We start from the raw sequence: 22,488 nt of genomic DNA on the forward strand, positions 1-22,488 counted from the left end.
CGTCTCTTCACGGGGAACTACGCCTGCTTGCGCAGATTCCGCGCCCCTTACTTATCCATTAATACAAAAAAAGACCTTAGCATAAAAGGTCTTTTTTATTTTACTTATTAAATTATATTTAGATACCTATTAACTATTTCTTTTTATTAAATGCAGGGTCTGTAGGACAGTATCCCCTATCTCCCGAAACTCTTCTCGGATTAGGTCTTTTCGGTTTCTTAAGAGGTGCTTTTCTCGTAGTGGAAAATACCTTTACGGTAGAACCCGCACATCTGTCATATATCCATTTTGCATCCGCAACGGTAAGTCTGACACATCCGTGAGAAGCATTTCTTCCAAGCTTCTTATATTCAGAAACGCTTATAGATTTTTTATTTCCCCTTTGATAGTACCATGCAGAATGGAACAAATAATTACCGGAAATCTGTGTACAGTACTGACCGTAAACGCTGTTCATAAGTTCATGCCATTTACCTATCCTTCTAAGTTTAAAAGTCCCCCTTATAGTAGGTGAAGAAGCAACACCCGTAGAACAAACCATTGCCTTTACGGGGATTATATATCCGTACTTCTTATCTTTAGCATATACTATGACTGTATTTGTCTTAGTATTTACAGTTACCAAATATTTCTTTTGTTTTCCTATTAATTTATCGACATTCTGAGCTTGTTTACCCTTTGAATTAAAGTAAAGCTTATATCTTTTTCCGCCGATCTTAACATATTTCCAAACCTTTTTCTGCATTACCCCCGTCTTTGGATGGAAATAATATCTCGTACCCTTTATGCTTGCTACGCCGTAAACCAGAGTTCCGTTTTTCTTTGCATAATATTTCTTGCCGCTTTTTTTATACCAACCCGGCTTCTTACACAATGATACGACCTTACATTTAACTTTTTTACCGCTCCCGTCAAGAGCCTTACAGGTAATGGTTGCTTTGCCAGGACCGACAAAATGAAGTTTACCGGTTTTGGAATTAACTTTCACCACATTTTTATTACTTGTATAATACTTGACCTTTTTATTGTAAGCATTACTTGGATATAATTTAGCTTTTAACTGATATTTACTTCCTATTTTTTTCTTTACTGAAGTCTTATTTAGTTTTATCTTAGTGACCGCTCTAACAACTTTCACTTTACATGAAGCTTTCTTTCCGCTACCGTCAAGAGCAGTGGCATAAATATATGCGCTTCCGTAACTTTTCGCAGTAACTTTGCCTGAACTTGTTACAGTAGCAACTTTTGAATTGCTTGTAGTATATTTATATTTTCTGTCATTTGCATTGGAAGGATAAATACTTGCCTTTAAAACAAAACTCTTTTTAGGGAATAGACTTATGCCGGTTCTGTTCAGTTTTACGGAAGTAACCGGCTGGCTGACGGTGATACTGCAGGTATCACTAATATCCGCATCTTTTGCCTTACATGTAATGACCGCACTGCCTTTTGACTTTGCGGCAATATTTCCATTATTATCCACGCTTACTACATTTGGATTACTGGAGATAAATTCCACATCACTAAGACTTGACCCGTCAGGTAATATATTTACCTTTAAAGTATCTTTACTCCCCGCTTTATACGTAAGACTTTTCTTTTCAAAGCTCATACTGCTTACAGCTATTTTACTACCGTCTGTATCAGATACATCATTTGAAGCAAATACCCCCACAGGCATGAAGCTTAAAACCATCACCATGACGATAAACAACGAAATCAATCTTTTTTTCATTAACAATTCCCCCATTTTAAATTAGAACATTCCCGTATATAACGTTCTTTCTATTATATTTTCTATTACATAACAAAGAGGATCTTCGTTATTACTTTGAGTCAAAACGATATCGCTAGCATTTTTTAAATTCTCACTTGCATTTTTCACGCTGACTCCAAGTCTGGCATTTTCAATCATAGGAAGGTCGTTATCGCTGTCGCCAACGGCAAGTATTTCCTCTTCTTTTACATTTAATTTCTTTGCCACTTCCAGCAGAGTCTCATATTTATCCACCCCTTTTGGATAAAAATCAATAAGCACTTTAAATGATACACATCCGCTTATCTTTTCATATTCTCTATTTAATATATTATCTCTCTCTTCATCTGTTTCATAATAAGCACAAATCTTAAAAGGATTTGGTACATCTAAAATATCCTTCATCTTTATATAATGTGCTTCTCCGTTATTTGGGAGCATAGTTTCTACACATCTTCTGTCATCCGTTTCATACCACATTCCCGTTTCATTTGTGACGACAAAAGACTTGCAAGTCTTTCTTAAATGTTCTATAAGTACTTTGTATTCATCCTTATCGAATACTTTGATAAATTCAGCTTCACCCTTAGTATTGAAATAACATATCCCGTTATCCGCAACATGATAACTTTCACTAAGTCCCAAGGACTCTGCAATAGGAAGAACGCCTTTATAATATCTTCCGCTGGAAAGTATTACATATACTCCCATATCCGCACATTTCTTTATGGCTCTCCTGGTCTTTTCCGTGATTTTTTTATCATCTGTAAATAAAGTACCGTCTATATCCGTTGCCAAAATTTTATACATGATCTGTTACCCCTATTTTATTTTAAACTAAAATTTTGCATTATTTACCGTTCTTGGGAAAGGTATGACGTCTCTTATATTCTTCATACCCGATAAGTACATGATAAGTCTTTCAAAACCAAGCCCAAACCCTGCGTGTTTTACTCCTCCGTACTTTCTAAGATCTAAATACCAGTCCATGCTGTCACTGTTCATACCAAGCTCTTCCATTCTGGAAACCAAAACATCATATCTTTCTTCTCTTTGACTTCCGCCTATTATTTCTCCCACACCGGGAACAAGTAAATCCACTGCGGCAACAGTCTTATTATCCTCATTCATCCTCATATAAAAAGCTTTTATTTCCTTTGGATAATCCGTTACAAAAACAGGCGCACCAAAATGTTTCTCCGTCAAATATCTTTCATGTTCCGTTTGAAGGTCAAGTCCCCACTCTACGGGATATTCAAACTCTGCATCGGCTTTTTTTAGTATTTCTATGGCTTCGGTATAAGTGATCCTTTTAAATGTGGAATTTAATATCCCCTTAAGTCTTTCAACAAGCCCTTTATCCACAAATTTATTAAAGAATTCTATTTCATTTCCCGCTTTTTCAAGAGCATAATTTATCACGTATTTCATTAAATCTTCCGCAAGATCCATATCGTCGCTCAAATCGGCAAAAGCAATTTCCGGCTCCACCATCCAAAATTCCGCCGCATGACGGGGTGTATTTGAATTTTCCGCTCTGAAAGTAGGTCCGAATGTATAAACATTTTTAAAGGCAAGCGCATAAGCTTCCGCCTGAAGCTGACCTGAAACGGTAAGATAAGTCTCCGCACCGAAAAAGTCTTTTGTATAATCAATATTATCTTCTTCATTTAAAGGCGGATTTTTCATGTCCAGAGTTGTAACCCTAAACATCTCTCCCGCACCTTCGCAGTCACTTGCGGTTATAAGAGGAGTATTAACATAAACAAAATCTCTAGTTTGAAAAAATTCATGGATTGCAAAAGAAATCAAAGAACGAAGCCTGAAAACAGCATTGAAACTATTTCCCCTTGGTCTTAAATGTGCGATTTCTCTTAAATATTCAAAGGAATGTCTTTTCTTTTGAAGCGGATACGAACCGTCGCTGCCTGATAAAAGCCTTACTTTTGTAGCCTTGATTTCAAAATCCTGTTTCATATCCGGAGTTAAAACCAAGACCCCGTTTACTTCTATACCGCTGGAAGCGTGAAATTTCGTTACTTCTTCATAATTATCTATGCTGTCTTTTTCTACAACGACTTGTACATTTTTAAAATTTGTACCGTCATTTATTTCAATAAACCCGAATTGATTGGATGAACGTATGGTTTTTATCCATCCGTTTATAGTTATTTCTTTATTTTCATAGCTTTTAAAATTCTCAAATAAATGCTTTGTATTTATTTTCACGTCATTTCTCCTTAAATCCCTATACTCTTTTTACATTATATCATAGAATTTACTTATTCATAGATAAAAAATACTTATAAATTACTTATTTTAAAGGGATAAAAAAGAAAAATTTATATATAATAATATATATGTACAAGGTGAAAAAAACATTTTATCCAAATACAGATATGGTGCATAAATGTTTATAAAATAAAGGAATAAATAAGTCAAATATTAAATAAAAAAGATTTAAAAAGTATTGACAACTTACAAAATTTGGGGTATACTATTCTAGCATTTGTAAGTGCGGGTGTAGCTCAGTGGTAGAGCCCTGGCCTTCCAAGCCAGTCGCGAGGGTTCGATTCCCTTCACCCGCTCCATTATATTTTTAAACACTATGCGCCTGTAGCTCAGTTGGATAGAGCAACGGCCTTCTAAGCCGTGTGTCAGGGGTTCGAATCCCTTCAGGCGCGCCATAAAAATACTTTGAATGTTTGATGGTGATTGTAGCTCAGCTGGTTAGAGCGCTGGATTGTGGCTCCAGAGGCCGTGGGTTCGAATCCCATCTTTCACCCCAAAACACAGGGGTATAGCCAAGTCGGTAAGGCAACGGACTTTGACTCCGTGATCGTAGGTTCGAGTCCTGCTACCCCTGCCATATTAAAAAGCAAACTGTCATAATGACAGTTATTTTTTTGTCTGAAACCACTTTTCGATTATAATAATTTGTATAATAATTTCATAAAAAATGTTATATTTTATTTTCTATAAATATTAAAATATATAAATAAATCAATAGCATTTATTATCAATTTTTAATTTATAAAAAGTATAAGTATATAATATATAATAGGTAGTGTTAATATCGGCTATTAAATAATTATATAAATTATTTATCTTAAAAAAAATAAAAAAGGATAGTCATTAAAAAATGTTTATCCTTTTTTATAATTTAACATATTAAATCTATTCAAAATCTATTCAAAATTAACGATTGCACGAGGATCTTTTATCCTTAAAGTCACAGTTTCCAAAATCCTGAAATAATGATTAAAATCTTTAAGTTCCAAATACCCTACTCCAAAATCAGCACCAACCGCTAAATCTATATACTCGGGTTCTACGCATAATAATACCGCTTTATTGGTTCCAAATGCACCTGTAGTATAAACTCTTCCGTCTACAAGCTTTGATATACGTTCGAGTTCCAGCATATTTATCCCCGGCTGTACCCTCTGCAGATCCAAGTATACATCGGGAGAAAGAACCAAAGCATATCTGCCTAAAAAACAATTGCTTGAAAGATAAGCTATACCATGAGCAACATCTTTGAATGCATCTTCATTTTCTTTCCAGTTACCTCTTTTTATCCCAAAAGTCCCTTTTGCATTTAAAAGACCTTCCATACCTAAATCTTTGTTTCCAAAAAGAATTAAATCATCTTCTTTTTTTGCTGCCTTTTGAGCTGCTGAAGCAGCAGCAGATAGATCGAGCGGCCATCCGTTCTTTTCACTCTGCTCCATATCTCTCCATAATAAAGAAAAATCTTCATATAACTGAGGCATTTGAACTATTTTACGACCGGCAATTTCTCCGAAACCTTCTGATAATACTTCTGTTTTATCAACCGAATCGATTGGAATAAAACTTACTCCGGCACCGAGAGGACCAAACAAACTTAAAAAACGTCTGCAAACCAAATGTCTTTTAAAGGTATCCACTACGGTTTTGTCGATCTTATCCCATACTTCACTGCTAAAAGGTGCATCTTCTCTTGCTAAATATTTCATTAAATCATCACTCCTTTCTTAATCTTCTTTTAAACTACCAACTGTATGTTTAATAGTTTTTTCGCTTTCTGAATCGGACATCCCCAATTCCTCCAGCATTTCCTTTACTTCATTTTCACCATGAAAAAATGAGTCTGCTTCCTTAGGATCCAGATAACGCATTAATGTAATGAGTTCTCCCACATGGGCTTTTTCTTCGTCTCTTATATCACCCAGTACTTTTTTAGCTGCAGTATCATCGGTTGCAAGATAGTGTGCATCGTATAAAAAAATAGCTTCCAATTCCGCTGCAATATCTAACCTTAAAGCCTGCATTAACTCCGCATTTGACATCTTTTTTTCCACATTTCCCTGAAACGGGTTTGCAAAACTTGGCATAAAAAACTCCTTTCTTACGCATAAGCGTAAACAGATATTAATAACTTAGAAAAATATTATTAATACCAAACTAAATAATCCTACAATATCAACTTTATTATTTATCAAATCAGTAATATTAATTTTTTATTTTAATCTTATTACCGACTATAAATATAATTTTAGTATTTGTTTATTAAGTACATATAATACGACATTGTAATAATAATTATTATTTCTTTCTTTGGTTTTTTTATTACATTTGTAAAATATAATTTTTAATATTTTATATTTAAAAGTTAAAATATCAAGATACTAATAAGGTATCCCATCCATTATTTTCCTGTTAAATTCTTCAAATTATATATGCTAGAATTAATATGATAATTTCTTATTTCAAACTACCAAATAGGATTATTTGAATGTATTTTATTTATAAATAAAATTTCAATTTAAAATGAATTTTTAATAATATTTTATTTTGGCGTTAATAAAATCCTTGTATATAAAGAGGTTTATAAAATTATATATTAATATACTTTTTGCAATTTGTATTGAAATATCTTGAAATTTAATTAAATAAACATTTGTGCTTTAATGTTATTGAAGATAAATATATTTATTCAAAACACACAAATAATAGCTAAAATTCAACAATCGGAGAAATGCTATGAAAAGAGAAGTCGGAATACTTAAGTATTTACTGCAAAACAATGGATTTATTTCCATTGACTATCTATCCAAAAAATTTCTGGTTTCAACCAGGACAATAAGGGAAGATTTAAAAACAATCAAACAATCGCTTAATTCAAGCGGACTGAAATTTATTCAAGACAGAAATAAAGGAGTGCTGATAAACAAAGACAATGCTAATGACAATGACATTTATAAAGTCATAAAAAAACTCGGTAATGATGAAGATTTTTACACGGAAGAAGAAAGAGTAAACATTATATTAAACGAACTCTTAACTGCAAAAGAAGAAATCACTTACGATTATTTAATGACTAAAACCAACACAAGCAAAACGACGGTAATAAAAGATTTAAGAAAATGTGAAAATTGGCTTGGTGCCAGAGATATTAAGATTGTAAAAAAGCCGAGAAAAGGAACCAAGATAGAATACGAAGAAACTGTTTACAGAAATGTAGTTTTGGAATACATAGAATCCTACTTAAAAGAATTTGATTTTCAAAAGATTTATAACACATTCAAAAATAAAGAGTTCCTCGTATTCAACTTATCCGACAATAATCTTATAACTTATTTTACAAAAAATATAAATGTCGGGATAATAAATAATTTTATAAAGAAATATGAAACAGAGCAGCAAATAAAGTTCAGTGAAGATGCTTTTATAAAAATATTTTTTTATATACTGATATCGGTAAAAAGAGTTAAAAACGGTTATATATTAAATAACTTTGATTCTAAGGATATCACATTAAAAGAAACATTTAATGTTGAAGAATGGATAGACAAAAACTCAAAACTATTATACCAAAGTGCAGAAGTAAATCTAAACAGTACAGAAATGAAATATATACTTTGCTATATGCTTTCTCAAAACAAAAGATATCTCAAAAAAGACAAATATATAAATTTATATGACGAAAAGAAATTAGTTGATGAATTTATAAAAACAGTCCAGGAATTCCTATGTACCGACTTAATCGGAGATAAAACTTTATTTGATAACCTGCTTATGCATATAACTTCTACCATTCACAGAACACTTTTTAATATAAAAGTAAAAAATCCGCTCAAGAACGAAATCAAAAAAATGTATCCGGAGATATTTAAATCATGTCAGATTGGAAGTAATTATCTTGAAGAACGTTTGGGTAAAAAGCTGAGCGAAGATGAAGTAAGTTTCCTAACTATGCATATTGCAGCTTCTTTAGAAAAAATAAAAAGAGCAAACAATAAGTTAAATTTATTTAAAATCATAATCGTATGTTCAAGCGGTATCGGTACAAGCAATATGCTTAAGATGAGACTGATAAACGAGTTTCCGAACATCATGGTCGAAAAGACTTGTTCCGTTGAAGAATTCAACGATACAAACAAAGAAGGAATAGACTTGGTCATCTCGACCACTGCTTTATCATTCGGAAGCAAAGAATCTATCATATACGTCTCTCCCCTTCTAAGCGAAAAAGATATTCTAAACATAAAAAAACATATCAGCAAAATGGGTATAAAAAACAGGGACAACTACAGCTTCGTGGTCGAAGATTTAATGGATATAATATCCGAAAACTGCATTATAAACGACTATCAAAAACTTGAAAGACAAATTCAAAAATATTTTATCAAAGAAGAAAAGATCATAAATAATAATAAGCATTTATTAAGCGAATTTGCCACGAAAGAACATGTTATGTTAAATGCAGATGTAAAGGACTTTAAAGAAGCAATACTTTTAAGCGGAGAGTTAATGAACAAAAGCGGATGTGTCGATAAAAACTACGGAGCAAAAATGCTGGAAGCAAAAGAGATCTTAGGTTCCAACGTCGTTATTTCTGAAGGGCTTGCTCTTCCCCATGCAAAATCAACGGGAAATGTATATAAAACTTGCATGACTTTTATAACTTTAAAGAACCCCGTTGAATTCGGGAATAAAGACTATGACCCGGTAAGCATAGTGATTTCCCTTGCCGCTACAAAATCAAACAAACACTTTAAAGCATTATCTGAGTTAATAAAGCTAATAGACCAACAAGACATATTGGATAAACTCAAAAGCAGTAAATCTTATGAAGAATTCATGGAAGTCTTAACTGCATTTGAGACCGAATACATAATAAGCGAATAACAGAACTAAAAAAGGAGGTCGCAATGGATAAGGATATCAACAATATTTTAAGCCTTGAAACTATAGATGTAAGAGATTTACAAATAGAAAATAAAGACAACTTATTTAAAACAATGGCTGGAATGTTTTACGATGCAGGTTGTATAAAAAATGAAATAGCTTTCATCGAAGCGTTATATAAAAGAGAAAAATCCGGTTCCACATATATGGGGAACGGACTGGCGGTGCCTCACGGCAAATCGGATACCGTGGTAAAACCGTCGATAGCATTTATAAGATTCAAACCTTTTATATATGATAAAGAGGATAATGAAGAAGCCGAAATTGCATTGATGCTTGCAATCCCATCGTCTACAGAACAAAAAGAATATATAGGCATGCTTGCCAATATAACAAGGTTATTTCTAGATGAAGAGTTTTTAGTAAAGCTAAAGACAGAAAAAGATAAAAATATAATTTTAAATGAATTTAAAGACAGATATAAAAATATTTAGGAGGAAAGAAAATGAAAGTTGTAGGAATAAGTTCATGCCCATGCGGGATAGCTCATACATACATGGCTGCCGAAGCCATGAAAAGAGAAGGAAAAAAATATGGGATTGATGTACATATCGAATTACAAGGTCAGCTTGGTCCCGAAGACGAATTAAGCGAAAAAGAAATTGCTGAAGCAGACGCAATAGTACTTTGCTGCGGAGTTCTTCCAATGGGTGCGGAAAGGTTTGATGATTATAAAGATAAAATAGTAAATGTCGATTATGCAAATATTTTAAAACATCCTCAAATGATGATAGATGATTTAATTGAAGCAGGATTTTTAGATAAAGATATAAAGAAAAAATAATTTATTTAAGGGGATAGTAAAATGAAAGATAAACTAAGAACTTTAGGAAAAGAAATGTATGGTGCAATGATGACGGGTATATCATATATGATCCCTGTTGTTATCGCAGGCGCTATAATAATGGCACTGCCGAACTTTTGGACGGGAGGTGCTGCGGCAGATGCAAAAACAGGACTGGCTTATTATATGTATACATGGGGCAATCAATTATTCAAAATGATGTATTACATACTTGCTATGTTCGTAGCCTTTGGGTTAGCGGGAAGACCAGCGCTTACAAGCGGCCTTGTAGTAGGGCTGTTTGCAGCAAATGGTGAAAGCGGATTTTTAGGAGCGGTAGTAGGTGGTATCATTGCCGGATACGTAACAAAATATACTATCAAACACTTGAAGTTACCTCCTGTAATGAGTTCAGCTAAATCTATATTATTCATACCTATAATAACTTCATTTATTATGTTCATTGCAATGCAGTTCGCAGTTGATCCCGCATGCTCATTCTTAATGAAACTCATCTATAACTTCGGTGTTTGGGTTGAAGGTATAGGATATAAACCATTGCTTCTTGCGGTATTCGGTGCCTGCTTCTGTTTTGGTATGGGAGGTCCTTTCTGCTATGGAATGTTACCGTTAGCTTTGATATACATAAATGCAGGCGACAATGTAACGGCAGCGGCAACTATGGTTTCCGCAACATCAGGATGTCTTGGCACAGCAATAGCAGTTATGTTATTTAAAAAGAAATTTACACAAAATGAAAAAGCTAATGTTCCCGGATTATTTGCGGGGTGGATATGTCAGATAACGGAATTTCAAATACCATTCTTTATGGCTGACCTTAAAACATTTACTCCGGCATATATCCTGGCAGGTGCCACAGGCGGATTTTTAGTCGGACTACTTGGAGTAACGACCCCGGCATGGCACGGAGGAATGTTCACAGCTTTAATGGCAAGCTCCCTTCCTAAAATTGCACTTTGCATATTAGGTCAGGCAGCGGTAGTCGTTCTATGGGTATGGTTATTCAAAAAAGACTTGCCTAAAGAAGAACAACTTGAAGAGAATACCGAAATAAATTAAACATGATCCAAGGAGACATCTATGATATATTCAACAACAGTAAAAAACGAAACGGGTATACATGCAAGACCCGCAAAAGTATTGGTTCAGGAAGCAAGCAAATTCGTATCGGATATAAAAATAAAAGCAAATGATATAAGCGTAAACTGTAAAAGCATCATGTCAGTGCTTGCTCTCGGAGCCACAAAGGGAACAAATGTGGAAATCGATATAAGCGGAGAAGATGAAAAAGACGCTTATAATGCAATAAAATACCTATTTGAAAATAACTTAAATGAACCTAAATAAAAATAAGGAAGTGAAAAAATGAAAATATTAGTTGCGTGTGACTGTTATGTGACTCCGGAAATGATAGATAAAATCAAAGATTTGGAGAAATACGGCAACGAAGTAGTGGTATATGATAACAAATTGCTGGAAACAAAAGAAGCTTTTGCGGAATATATGCTAAAAACAGAACTTGAAGGAGCGGAAGCTGTTGAAGCGGGAGATGAATTTGTAAGACTTGCCGAAGATGCGGATATCCTTGCCGTACATTTAACTCCGGTAAACAAAAAAGTAATCGACAGTGCAAAAAAACTTAAACTCGTTGCGGTAATGAGAGGCGGTGTTGACAGCGTAAATGTAAACCTTTTGAATAAAAAAGGAATTATTGTTACAAATGCCCCATGGAGGAGTGCTTTTGCGGTTGCGGACTTTACTGTGGGGATGATGATAAGTGAAGTAAAAAACATTGCCAAAAGCCATCATCTATTAATGGAAGGAAAATGGGAAAAAGAATATCCTAACGATATAAATTACATAGACATGAGAAATCGTACGATAGGATTGATCGGGTTTGGATATATAGGTCAAAGAGTACAGCAAAATTTAAGCGGATTTGGAAGCAAAGTAATCGTACATGACCCATTTATGGATGACGAAAGGGTTAAGCAACTCGGAGGAAATCCTGTTTCACTGGATGAATTATTATCGACCTCGGATATCATCTCTCTTCATCTAAGATATTCAGAAAAAACAAAGAACTTTATAGGAAAAAAAGAATTCGCCAAAATGAACGAAAAAGCAACTCTTATAAACACTGCAAGAGCAGGGCTTGTGGATCAGGAAGCCATGATAGAAGCGCTTGAAAACAAGAAAATACTGGGAGCTGCCGTTGATGTGTACCACGAAGAACCGCTTCCTAAAGATAATCCTTATACTAAACTTGATAATATCACGCTTACACCTCACATCGCAGGTGTATCCAACGATACGATTGCAAATGCGGTAGAGATAATATCAGAAGATTTAAACCGTTACTTTAAAAACGAGGAAATGAAATGTGTTGTAAGATAGGAGCCTACAGATGTTAGTATCAATGAAAGAAATTTTAGAACATGCAAACAAAAATAGTTATGCCGTTGCAGCGCCTAATGTAGTCACAGAGTTGGATACAAGAGCATTTATAGAAGCAGCTGAAGAATTAAACGCACCTTTGATTCTAGACTTTGCTTACGGTATGCATCCAGATATACATTTTCTCGGGAAAATATGTACCATGTTAGCTGAACAGTCCTGTGTTCCCATTGCAGTAAACTTTGATCACGGAGCCGATAAAAAGTATATATTGGAAGCAATCCAATCCGGATTTACTTCCGTTATGGTAGATAGGTCTTCCCTGCCTTTTGAAGATAATGTAAGAGAAGTAAAAGAAATAGTGGATATTGCACATAGTATTGGAATAAGCGTAGAAGCTGAACTTGGGCATGTAGGTCAGGCAAATAATTACGAAAATGACAGAAATGCAGCTTTAACAAGTGTGGAAGAAGCGAAAGAATTCGTAGAAAGAACCGATGTTGACTGTCTTGCCGTTGCAATAGGAACGGCACACGGTGCATATCCGAAAGGTTTTAAACCGGAAATTGATTTTAAAAGGCTTTCCGAAATAAAGAAGGCTTTACCGGATTTGCCATTGGTTCTTCACGGTTCATCGGGAACGGATTTAGACTCATTAAGGAAAGTTTGCAGTATGGGAATAAATAAAGTAAATATTGCAAATGACGTTTGCAGGGGAGCCGTAGACGGATTAAAAAATGCAGACCTTGAAGGTTCCGGAGCTTATGATGTATACAGAGCTGCCAGAGAAGGGGCTAAAAAAGTACTGTTGGAAATGATAGAAGTATACGGAAGCGTAAATAAAGCCTTTGATGTTAAACCCAAAGGACTCAGCACAGGTATGACTTCAATGGAAGAAAAATAATAAATAAAACTATAAAATCATAAAAAGTGTCTGTATGTTTTTATAGCTTGAAATTCTCCTTTAATTTAAAAAAGACGTTAAATAACGTCTTTTTTATTTATATATTAAATCACATAAAAACTTATTTTTACTCTTGATATATATTTTTTTTGTATTATAATAATAAAGTACAATTAAATCAGAGGGGTATAGCCAAGCTGGTAAGGCAATAGATTCTGGCTCTATGACGCGCAGGTTCGAATCCTGCTACCCCCGCCATAAGATATTTAACCGACTATATAAATAGTCGGTTTTTTATTTTTGTCTTAGAATAATAGAATAGTCATTAATAAATTTTATTTTATAATAATATCCTCAATTTTGAGAAATATTTTAATTGTATTAAGCTCAACATTAGAATTCATTGACCTCTAATTATATCAATATATATTTGACATTTAGCTATTTTAAAAGTAAGATAAAATTATAAAGAACTATATCATAATTGAGGAAAGGAGAAATATAATTATGAAAAAGTTGTTGACGTTTTTGGGATGTTTTTTTATGGTATTTGGTTTAGCTATGGTAATCAATATTGGAAGTAGTGGGATTAACTTTAATTTAACCAGTGTAAAAGGTGCAACGATAACACCTGAAAGTAAGCCCTATAAGGATTATGGAGTTACAAGCAAAAATTATAACAAACAAAGAAAACACTCATATTTAATACAATCGTATTTAAAAGCCTTCGAAGACAATAAAAAAGGCGGTACACTGTATTTAACCAAAGGTTCTGGTAACGGTGTTTATACTCTTTCAAATGAAATGTGTATTCCTTCTAATGTAAAAATAGTTATAAAGGACGGAGTAACGGTAAAAAAGACGTACGATGCAGGAGTAAGTAAAGATAACAAAAAAATAAGTGCTTCTACATACATGTTCTCTTTCGTACCAATTTCTTTAAGAAGTTCAGGAGCTGTTAAGAGAGGAAGCGGAAATGCTACAGAAAATTCCAGCATTATAGGAGAAGGCAGTGCAACGATAGATGCAGGTGGTGCAACATCTTATAAAAATGGAGGACAACCATATTGCGGAACTATAGCTTTTGGAGACAATACAAATTGTAAGGTAAGCGGAATAACATTTAAAAATATGAATAAGACCTACGGACACTTTATGGAAGTCAACGGAACTGCAGATTGTATTATCGAAAATAATACTTTCATCGGAGGAACAACTGCTATAGATGAAAACGGAAATAAAGTAAATGCGGAAGCAATCAATATTGATACATTTGATAATGTTAAAAAAGGATTTTCAGGTAAATGGTTAGCACCTGACGGAACACGTAACATACGTTTAAAAATCAGAAATAATAAATTTTCCGATATGAACATTGCAATTGGTACTCATGGATATACTCATGATAATCCTCATAAACAAGTTGAAATAACAGGAAATACATTTACAAATATTTATTCAAAAGTTATACAGCCAATGAGGTGGAAAGAAACTGTCATTTCCGGTAATACATTTAACTGCTCTCCTGAAAATACAATAATATACTGTAGAAGTGCAAATGTAATGGATGTATACAACAACACTTTTAATGTAAACAATGCAAGTACAAGAATATATCATTTTAGATATGCATATCATCAAAGTGGAAGTACGGACAAGTTAAAAGTGGAGCCGGTAGCAAACAACATTACAGCTGAAAATAAAGAAAATATGCTTCATAACAATATCTATAATGGCACATATTTTAAAAATATTTATTTTAGAACAGCACCGGTTAAAGTAAACGGAGTATATACCGACCCTAAAGATGAAAATGGAAAATGGATATACGACGATATTTGGACATTGGATTAAATTTTACTATATTCATAATAAAATGTACTCAGCTTGATTTAAAACAAATACATAACATAAAAAATGATAATTAGAATAGTTAAATAAAACGTGTTCGACAAAAGAGCCTATCTTTAAATATTATGATGGGCTCTTTATTATTTATATATCAAATATTTAATCAATATTATTTTATTTCAAATAAATTTATTTAATTAAAACTCAGCAGAAATTAAAATATATTAGAATTCAAAACTATGTATAATTAATATGTACTAGTTATTGCATCGTCATAACATCATAAATCTATACTCTCCCCAATCCAAACAAAAGTTGAATATTAATTATTTTTATGCTATAAAGGTAGCATAGAATGCGATTATACACATTACAAATAATACACTTTTTATTAACTGATAATAGGGAGAAAAAGATGAAAAATAATAAAGCCCAACTCATATTAAACGAAGTAGAAAAACGAACATCCGGTTTATCAAAGGACGATTTTCTTAACAGTGAAGATTTTGATCAAAGTTATCATACTACCATTTCCATCGCAAATGATTTGAACATGCAAAGGACCAATGTCAGCAAGTGCCTTAATGATTTGGTCGAAGATGAAATATTAATTAAGGTAACAGGTAAACCTATATTATTTTTTCATAAAATAAAGCTGGAAGAAATTTTCAATAAGAGTTTAAATGAATGTGTATATGATAAAGAGTCAATATTAAGTGCTTTAAATGATAATATTAATATAATAAAGGAAAAAAATAAAAATGAAAAAGTGTATGATGTCTTTAAAAATATAGTGGGATTTAACGATACGCTTAAAAATCAGGTTTCATTGGCTAAAGCTGCTGTTACCTATCCTCCTCTGGGACTTAATACGATGCTCATAGGTTCGACAGGCTGCGGAAAAAGCACTTTTGCGGAGGCTATGTATAACTATGGAATGGCGATAGGGATGTTTTACGAAGACACAAAATTCGTTGTTTTTAACTGTGCGGATTACTCCGACAATCCTCAGCTGTTGGTTTCTCAGCTGTTCGGAAATATAAAAGGAGCCTATACAGGTGCAGATACAGAACGTACCGGATTAGTTGACAAAGCCAACGGCGGGATATTGTTCTTAGACGAAGTCCACAGACTTCCAAAAGAGGGACAGGAAATGCTGTTTACCCTAATGGATAAAGGGATATACAGAAGAGTCGGTGAAACGGATACTACAAGAAAAGCAAATTTAATGATAATTGCAGCAACTACCGAAAGAAAAAACTCTCAACTTCTCAATACTTTCATAAGGCGTATTCCTATAACCATAGAATTACCGGACATCAGTAAATACAATATGCAGGAAAGATTGGAATTGATATTTAAATTTTTTTATGTCGAATCGGCAAAAACAAAAAGAAAGATCAAAGTCAGTAAAAAGATTTTAAAAAGCTGTTTAAATTACGACTGCCCGTTAAATATAGGTGGTTTAAAAAGCGATATCCAGCTCATTTGTGCAAAGGGTTATTTCTCCTGCGTCACAAATTCACAAAGTGATATAAAAATAAAGTGGAACGATATCCCCAACAACATGAAGCTGGGGCTTATAAATACAGACCACGAAAGCAACAACTATGCAGAAATTGTCCTTGATGATACGATTATTTTCGATTACAGCGAAGTCAACGAAAGCAAGTATCTTTTAAGTCAAATGAATAAATTTGAACATGAAAATAAATACTACAGCAAAATCATCGAAGACTATTATGAATTATCACTTAAAAATGAAGAAAACGATCATGTCAGAAAAAAAGTCGAAGATGATTTAAAGAGTTATTTTTTATCCATGCAGGAAAAAATCAGAAGCAAGCAGCTCCCCGAATACGGAGAACTGCTTGCAAGAATAGTCGATGAAAGAATTATTGAAGCTGTCATTGACGCCATAGATTCCGTTAAAACCATATATAATAACCAGGAAAACAATAAAAGGATAGTATGTGCGTTATCCTTACATATAAATAATTTGATTGAAAGAATAAAAAGCGGTAAATACTCCGTAAACAATAATTTGATAAAGTCTGTAGAACAGCTCTACCCCATTGATTATTATGCAGCTCAAAAGATAATCGAAATACTTTCAAAAGAACTGGATATAGAAATTTCTTCAAATGAGATCATGTTTGTAACGATGCTTCTTCATACGATGAATGATATGGATATGGGAAACAGAATAGGAGTTTTGTGTGTAGCTCACGGAAGCAATGTTGCAAGTTCCATTGCAGAAGTGGTAAATACCCTTTTAGATATAGAAGGTCTTTATGCTTTGGATGTTCCTCTTAATGAAAAGGTGGAAAGTATATTGAATAAAGCAATCGATTTAGTAAGAGAAATAGATAAGGGAAAAGGAGTGATACTACTTACGGATATGGGTTCTTTATGCGACTTTGATACATTGATCACCGAAGAGACCGGAATACCTACAATAGCAATCCCAAACGTAACGACTCTTATGGCATTGGAAATTACGAGAAGAGCATACAGTTCCAATGTAAAATTAGCTGATTTTTATAATGAACTGATAGATGATGATGTAATATACAACAAAACAAATATCAATAAATATAATGATACATTAATGAACAGTGAAGAAAAAAAATTCATTAAAGTCCTTGATGAAATGTTGACTTTTATAAATCCAACTAAAATTTATAATTCTTTAAAATCCGTCCTACTTAATATATGGAATGATTTAGGACTTAGTGAAGATAAAATGTTTGAATATAAATTCATAATGCACTGTGCATTTATGGTGGAAAGAGCGATAAAAAAGGAACCAATGCCCGGTAAAAATCTAAACTATTATTATAATAACAGAAAAGAAACTCTAAATAAATTGGAAGAATATTTCAAACCTGTTTATCAGGAATTTGGATTTATTATGTATCCGAGTGAATATGAAGCGATAATAGAAATGTTTGATGTCCATTATAATTTAAAAATATAGAATTATACACATTACCAGGTAAAACAATTAAAATCTTAATGTGTATAAAAAATAGTCATCATCTGTATAATCATATAAAAAAACATACAACTTTAAAATAAGAGGCTAAATAAAAGGATTTGCCTCTTATTTTTTATTTATTTTTATACACATAAACTTGGCACGACATTTGCTTATATATTATATGAAGCATAAATTTTACAGAAAGGATGGTGTAATAATGATAGGAATTATACTCGCTTCGCACAGCAACTTAAGTAAAGGCGTTAAAGATGCAATGAACTGCATAATGGGAGAACAGGATAAAGTAAAAGCTCTGTCTTTAAATGTAACCGATGATATAAATGCATTTGCTCCTTTAATAGCTAAAACCGTTGATGAAATGGATAACGGAGACGGTGTGTTGATATTTGCAGACTTACTCGGAGGAAGTCCCTGTAATCAATCAGGAAAATTACTGACTTCAAAAAATGTAAAAATAGTCACGGGACTAAACCTTCCGATGTTATTTGCGGCAATAGAAGCAAGGTCACAGGGGCAGGATTTAAACAGTACGGCACAGTATGCTATAGAATCGGCAGTAAAAGGTATTCAAAATTTAGAAACCGTTGTAACAATGAACAAAAATCAAAAAGGAGGAAATTAAAATGGGAGAACTAGTTTTAGTAAGGGTCGATGAAAGATTGATACACGGAGTTATCTGCGTAACATGGGCACCAAACGTCAATGCGGATACCATAATAGCAGTCGACGATATTACCGCAAATGATGATTTTGTAAAAAGCATTATGAAATCAAGTGCAGCCGGTGCATCGGGATTAAATGCAGATATACTAACTATAGATAACGCGGTATCATCTTGGAAAGAAAAAGGTCTGGCGGAAGGACGGATACTCTTGATATTTAAATCCGTTGAGGATGCTTTTAAAGCTTATGAAAAAGGTCTTGATTATACGTCCCTTCAGCTTGGATGGACAAACCCCAAAAAAGGAAGAGAAAGGATAGACCAGTCTCTCTGCCTTAGCAAAGAAGATGTGGATTTAGTTAGAAAACTGGAAAAAGATTACAGCGTAAAAGTCAATATGCAGTATTCACCGCAATTTGAACCCGTTTCATTTGAAGATGGAATAAAAGGAAAATTTTAATAGAAAGGAAAACATAAAATGGAAATCACATTAATACAAGTAGTTTTGATATCTCTGATTTACGCATTGTTTCATGGTAACGGCGGACTTCCTCCTATTGGCATGATTACAACAATGGTCACTCCGTTTACTTTCTCATGGCTTATCGGAGCCGTGCTGGGTGATTGGAAACAGGGACTCATAATAGGTGCAACTATACAAACGATAAATATGACTCCTGTCATTATTGGAGGTATTACAACAGTAGATCTATGGTATTCCGCTACACTGGTAATCCCGTTAGTTATAAGCTACGGACTTGATATCACTGCAGCGGTAGCAATTGCAGCTCCGGTAGCGGTAATCGCAAACTTCCTGGGACAAATCAATATAATCGGTTTATTTGATCTCGTATATGTACCTTTGGGAGACAAAGCAGCAGCAGAAGGGAATTGGAAGAAACTGTTATATGTAAGTCATGTGCTGCCCGCAGTACTGAATACAGCTTTTAAATTCGTAGTCGCATTCATGGGAGTTTACGCGGGAACAGCTGCCACAAGTTTGATAATAAACAAAATCCCCGAAAGCGTCATGCTGGGATTCGGTGCAGCAGCCGGATTGATGCCTGCGGTAGGATTTGCTATGTTCCTTGCATTAATAGGTAAAATGAAATTCTTACCATATTTCTTCGTAGGATTTTATCTCGTAAAATTCGCAGGGCTATCGACTATTGTCATAGGTATCATAGGACTTATTTTAGGATTTATATACATGCTTAACAGAGAAGGCATGAACGATTCCGAAACTTTGATAGGAGGTAATTAAATATGTCAGAAAATAATAATATTGAAAGAAAAGCTCCGGATAAAATAACTAAATTTGACTTATTTATGGAGCAGCTCATATTTATGGACGGTATCGCCCACACACAGGGAAATACAAGAAAAGGCGGATTATCATTCTCTTCCGCAATGGGATATATACTACATAAGTTTTATAAAAATAAAGATGATTTGGCAGAAGCCTTGACCAGACATATGGATTTTTACATGACGGATTATGCATGGGGCGGATGTATAAACGGACTTATAATTTCAATGGAAGAACAAAGGGCAAATGACCTTTATGAAAACGGCGACTCAACTATTTCTCCAGACCTGATTAGGGCAGTCAAAACAGGCTTGATGGGACCGCTTGCTGGATTTGGAGATACTATAGTTCAAACTGTATTTTGGGTAATAACCATAGGATATGCACAGCCTCTTGCAATGGCGGGAAACTTCCTTGCCGTACCGATATCTTGGCTCGGGATAGGATTTTCCAGATATTTATTATCTTGGCTTACTTGTTTCTCGGGATATTATTCCGGTAGAGAAGCGGTATCAAAACTCACATCATCCAAGCTGGCACAAAAAGTACTCACCGTATCGGCTGTGGTTGCAATGTGCATAATGGGAGCATTGACTGCAGGAAATGTCAATTTTGTAACTGCAGTCACCATTGGAAAACAATCCCTTCACGAATTAGTCGATTCACTTCTTCCGGGCATTTCAGGTTTAGCCCCCGTATTTATAATATATTATCTTTTTAAGAAAAAGAAAATACATATTGCAAAAATAATGATAGGAATTATAGTTATTTGCATAATTCTCGGTGTTTTAGGATTATTCGGATAAAAAATAAACAAAGAAATGACAGAAAGGTCGATGATTTAAAATGGGAAAATATATAATACTTACTCTTATAAGCTTAATAGCAGGTTTTTCGCTTTGCATGTTAATAAGTACAAAGTTAAAAAGAAAATGGGATAAAGAATATGCAGATACTCTTGTTATGATATTACAGGAACAATTCGAATGCGCCGAAGAAAGCGGGGCTCAGTCAGGGATACATTATGTACTTGATAAAAAAGGTCTTGACTATACAATATATTATTTCGGCAAAGTATATACCCTTCTTCACTCGGTAAAGAACAAAAGCGAGAGTCAAAAGAATATAGAAGAGTCTCTAAAAACTTTTCTGTCAGGTGCTTTGGCAAAAGAAATTCTAGAATACAAAGAAAAAATGAAGACAAAAGAAAGCCGAATGGAAACACTAAAACAATCTTTAGAAAAAGAAAGAAAAGGATTTACCAAAGCAGAAAGGATATAGGATATGTTATACACAATGAAACCAATTTTGGATAGAGCCAGAGAAGAGCATTACGCAGTCGCTGCACCGAATGTACTGGATTACAAGACTATTGATATTGCAATCAGAACCGCAGAAAAGAAAAACTCGCCAATCATATTAAACGTTACTTTTGAGACTAATGATGATTTAACAACATTTGTAGGTTACGCAAACAAAAAAGCAAAACAATCAGAAGTCCCTGTAGCGATAAATCTCGATCACGGAGGAGAATATGAACAAATAATAAAATCGTTAAAGATGGATTTTACTTCCGTTATGGTCGACCGCTCAATGCTTAAGTTCGAAGATAATATAAAAGAAGTATCGGAAATAGTTAAAATCGCTCATACATTGGGATGTTCTGTAGAAGCCGAACTAGGGCATGTGGGAACCAATATAGGTTCGGATTCAGAAGGAATGCTCGGAAGTAATACAATCATCACCGAAGAAGATAAAAAAGCTACATTTACAAAGGTCGACGAAGCGGTAGAATACGTTGAAAGGACAAACGTAGACTGTCTGGCTGTAGCTATCGGTACAGTACATGGGCTATACCCCAAAGGTTTTGAACCTGGCATTGACTTTGAATTGTTAAAGGAACTTAGAAGAACCGTTAACGTCCCCCTAGTAATACACGGAGGAAGCGGTTCCGGAGATGATAATCTGGCTCGTGCATGCAAAGAAGGTATATGCAAAGTAAATATATGCAGTGACTTACTTAAAAAAGGGCGTGAATATATAAGTAAAGGATATCTAAAAGATTCTGATGATATGCTCACAAAACTCATGTATCCTCTGCCTGCATATTACGCAGGTTATTCGGATATGCTTGAATATTATATAGATTTGTTCGGCAGTACAAATAAAGCATAAAAATTATAAAAAGAAGGTATAAGAAAATGTTAAATTCAATAAGTGATAAAACTCTGATTTTGATAGTATTTTCAATAATCACTATTTTAAATATAATAGCTATTTATAGAAAAACTTATTACAGTAATAATAAGAAATCCGATAAAGCCATGGTTCATGTATTAAACAGCAAATATAAACTTTATAAAATAAAGGTAATAAATATTTCATTTATCAATATGGTCTACGGAGTGATGAACATAATCTTATCGGTAACAGCTCCATTTATAATATTATATTTAAATCCTACAATAGGCATTATTTATTATATATCAGGTATGATAATCGGAAATATTATAGTAAATCAATATATAATAAGTAAATACCTGAAATTCAAATAACATTTTCTTA

Annotated in this window: 21 protein-coding genes and 4 tRNA genes; 20 read left to right on the forward strand and 5 right to left on the reverse strand. The window is 33.7% G+C overall.

Annotated elements, in window-relative coordinates; all coding sequences use genetic code 11:
- Positions 1–133: 133 nt before the first annotated feature.
- Genes NSA01_RS05095 through asnS form a run of 3 tightly spaced genes read right to left on the reverse strand, consistent with a single transcriptional unit; the run spans position 134 to position 3,985 of the window.
- Positions 134–1,735 (reverse strand): Ig-like domain-containing protein, encoded by a 1,602-nt coding sequence (locus NSA01_RS05095; protein WP_257480428.1) that lies wholly within the window; start codon positions 1,733–1,735, stop codon positions 134–136.
- Positions 1,736–1,756: 21 nt separating this feature from the next.
- A complete protein-coding gene (locus tag NSA01_RS05100; RefSeq protein WP_257480429.1) occupies positions 1,757–2,566 on the reverse strand; it encodes a Cof-type HAD-IIB family hydrolase in 810 nt (269 codons plus the stop codon).
- Positions 2,567–2,593: 27 nt separating this feature from the next.
- Complete coding sequence (gene asnS, locus NSA01_RS05105; protein ID WP_257480430.1) at positions 2,594–3,985, reverse strand: asparagine--tRNA ligase; 1,392 nt, start codon at positions 3,983–3,985, stop codon at positions 2,594–2,596.
- 288 nt (positions 3,986–4,273) lie between these two features.
- On the opposite strand from asnS, the gene NSA01_RS05110 reads away from it, so the two are divergent.
- The 4 genes from NSA01_RS05110 to NSA01_RS05125 all read left to right on the forward strand — a co-directional run bounded on the left by NSA01_RS05110 (position 4,274) and on the right by NSA01_RS05125 (position 4,625).
- Positions 4,274–4,347, forward strand: a tRNA-Gly gene (locus tag NSA01_RS05110).
- 19 nt (positions 4,348–4,366) lie between these two features.
- Positions 4,367–4,443 (forward strand) — tRNA-Arg (locus tag NSA01_RS05115).
- A gap of 24 nt (positions 4,444–4,467) precedes the next feature.
- Positions 4,468–4,544, forward strand: a tRNA-His gene (locus tag NSA01_RS05120).
- A 6-nt stretch (positions 4,545–4,550) separates the two neighbouring features.
- Positions 4,551–4,625, forward strand: a tRNA-Gln gene (locus tag NSA01_RS05125).
- Between the two features lie 319 nt (positions 4,626–4,944).
- Here the strand turns inward: NSA01_RS05125 and NSA01_RS05130 are convergent.
- Together NSA01_RS05130 and NSA01_RS05135 are read right to left on the reverse strand one after the other, a co-directional pair.
- Positions 4,945–5,757: a family 1 encapsulin nanocompartment shell protein gene (locus tag NSA01_RS05130; protein WP_257480431.1), complete on the reverse strand. Its 813-nt coding sequence runs from the start codon at positions 5,755–5,757 to the stop codon at positions 4,945–4,947.
- An 18-nt stretch (positions 5,758–5,775) separates the two neighbouring features.
- On the reverse strand, positions 5,776–6,135 hold the full coding sequence (locus tag NSA01_RS05135; protein ID WP_257480432.1) for a ubiquinone biosynthesis protein COQ7: 360 nt from the start codon (positions 6,133–6,135) through the stop codon (positions 5,776–5,778).
- A gap of 649 nt (positions 6,136–6,784) precedes the next feature.
- On the opposite strand from NSA01_RS05135, the gene NSA01_RS05140 reads away from it, so the two are divergent.
- The 16 genes from NSA01_RS05140 (at position 6,785) to NSA01_RS05215 (ending at position 22,478) form a co-directional block, all read left to right on the forward strand.
- Entirely contained in the window at positions 6,785–8,932 is a 2,148-nt protein-coding gene (locus NSA01_RS05140; protein ID WP_257480433.1) for a BglG family transcription antiterminator, read from the forward strand.
- 23 nt (positions 8,933–8,955) lie between these two features.
- On the forward strand, positions 8,956–9,426 hold the full coding sequence (locus tag NSA01_RS05145; RefSeq protein WP_257480434.1) for a PTS sugar transporter subunit IIA: 471 nt from the start codon (positions 8,956–8,958) through the stop codon (positions 9,424–9,426).
- An 11-nt stretch (positions 9,427–9,437) separates the two neighbouring features.
- A complete protein-coding gene (locus NSA01_RS05150; protein WP_257480435.1) occupies positions 9,438–9,776 on the forward strand; it encodes a PTS fructose transporter subunit IIB in 339 nt (112 codons plus the stop codon).
- A gap of 21 nt (positions 9,777–9,797) precedes the next feature.
- Positions 9,798–10,856 (forward strand): PTS fructose transporter subunit IIC, encoded by a 1,059-nt coding sequence (locus NSA01_RS05155; RefSeq protein ID WP_257480436.1) that lies wholly within the window; start codon positions 9,798–9,800, stop codon positions 10,854–10,856.
- Positions 10,857–10,877: 21 nt separating this feature from the next.
- Positions 10,878–11,144: an HPr family phosphocarrier protein gene (locus tag NSA01_RS05160; RefSeq protein ID WP_257480437.1), complete on the forward strand. Its 267-nt coding sequence runs from the start codon at positions 10,878–10,880 to the stop codon at positions 11,142–11,144.
- 18 nt (positions 11,145–11,162) lie between these two features.
- Entirely contained in the window at positions 11,163–12,194 is a 1,032-nt protein-coding gene (locus NSA01_RS05165; RefSeq protein WP_257480438.1) for a 2-hydroxyacid dehydrogenase, read from the forward strand.
- Between the two features lie 10 nt (positions 12,195–12,204).
- Positions 12,205–13,098, forward strand: coding sequence for a class II fructose-bisphosphate aldolase (locus NSA01_RS05170; RefSeq protein WP_257480439.1), 894 nt, complete (start codon positions 12,205–12,207; stop codon positions 13,096–13,098).
- Between the two features lie 507 nt (positions 13,099–13,605).
- Positions 13,606–14,952 carry a hypothetical protein gene (locus tag NSA01_RS05175; RefSeq protein ID WP_257480440.1) on the forward strand — a complete coding sequence of 449 codons (1,347 nt, stop codon included), beginning with the start codon at positions 13,606–13,608 and terminating at the stop codon, positions 14,950–14,952.
- Between the two features lie 412 nt (positions 14,953–15,364).
- Positions 15,365–17,929 (forward strand): sigma-54-dependent transcriptional regulator, encoded by a 2,565-nt coding sequence (locus NSA01_RS05180; protein WP_257480441.1) that lies wholly within the window; start codon positions 15,365–15,367, stop codon positions 17,927–17,929.
- A 220-nt stretch (positions 17,930–18,149) separates the two neighbouring features.
- On the forward strand, positions 18,150–18,575 hold the full coding sequence (locus NSA01_RS05185) for a PTS sugar transporter subunit IIA (protein WP_257480442.1): 426 nt from the start codon (positions 18,150–18,152) through the stop codon (positions 18,573–18,575).
- A 1-nt stretch (position 18,576) separates the two neighbouring features.
- Positions 18,577–19,074, forward strand: coding sequence for a PTS system mannose/fructose/N-acetylgalactosamine-transporter subunit IIB (locus NSA01_RS05190; protein WP_257480443.1), 498 nt, complete (start codon positions 18,577–18,579; stop codon positions 19,072–19,074).
- A gap of 18 nt (positions 19,075–19,092) precedes the next feature.
- Positions 19,093–19,878: a PTS sugar transporter subunit IIC gene (locus NSA01_RS05195; protein ID WP_257480444.1), complete on the forward strand. Its 786-nt coding sequence runs from the start codon at positions 19,093–19,095 to the stop codon at positions 19,876–19,878.
- Positions 19,879–19,880: 2 nt separating this feature from the next.
- Entirely contained in the window at positions 19,881–20,729 is an 849-nt protein-coding gene (locus NSA01_RS05200) for a PTS system mannose/fructose/sorbose family transporter subunit IID (RefSeq protein WP_257480445.1), read from the forward strand.
- Between the two features lie 40 nt (positions 20,730–20,769).
- On the forward strand, positions 20,770–21,204 hold the full coding sequence (locus NSA01_RS05205; RefSeq protein ID WP_257480446.1) for a hypothetical protein: 435 nt from the start codon (positions 20,770–20,772) through the stop codon (positions 21,202–21,204).
- A gap of 3 nt (positions 21,205–21,207) precedes the next feature.
- Positions 21,208–22,098, forward strand: coding sequence for a class II fructose-bisphosphate aldolase (locus NSA01_RS05210; RefSeq protein ID WP_257480447.1), 891 nt, complete (start codon positions 21,208–21,210; stop codon positions 22,096–22,098).
- A 26-nt stretch (positions 22,099–22,124) separates the two neighbouring features.
- The gene (locus NSA01_RS05215) at positions 22,125–22,478 is read left to right on the forward strand and encodes a hypothetical protein (protein WP_257480448.1); all 354 of its coding nucleotides are present in this window, start codon (positions 22,125–22,127) and stop codon (positions 22,476–22,478) included.
- Positions 22,479–22,488: the final 10 nt, after the last annotated feature.

Source organism: Anaerofustis stercorihominis, assembly GCF_024623185.1.
Taxonomy (GTDB): Bacteria; Bacillota; Clostridia; order Eubacteriales; family Anaerofustaceae; genus Anaerofustis.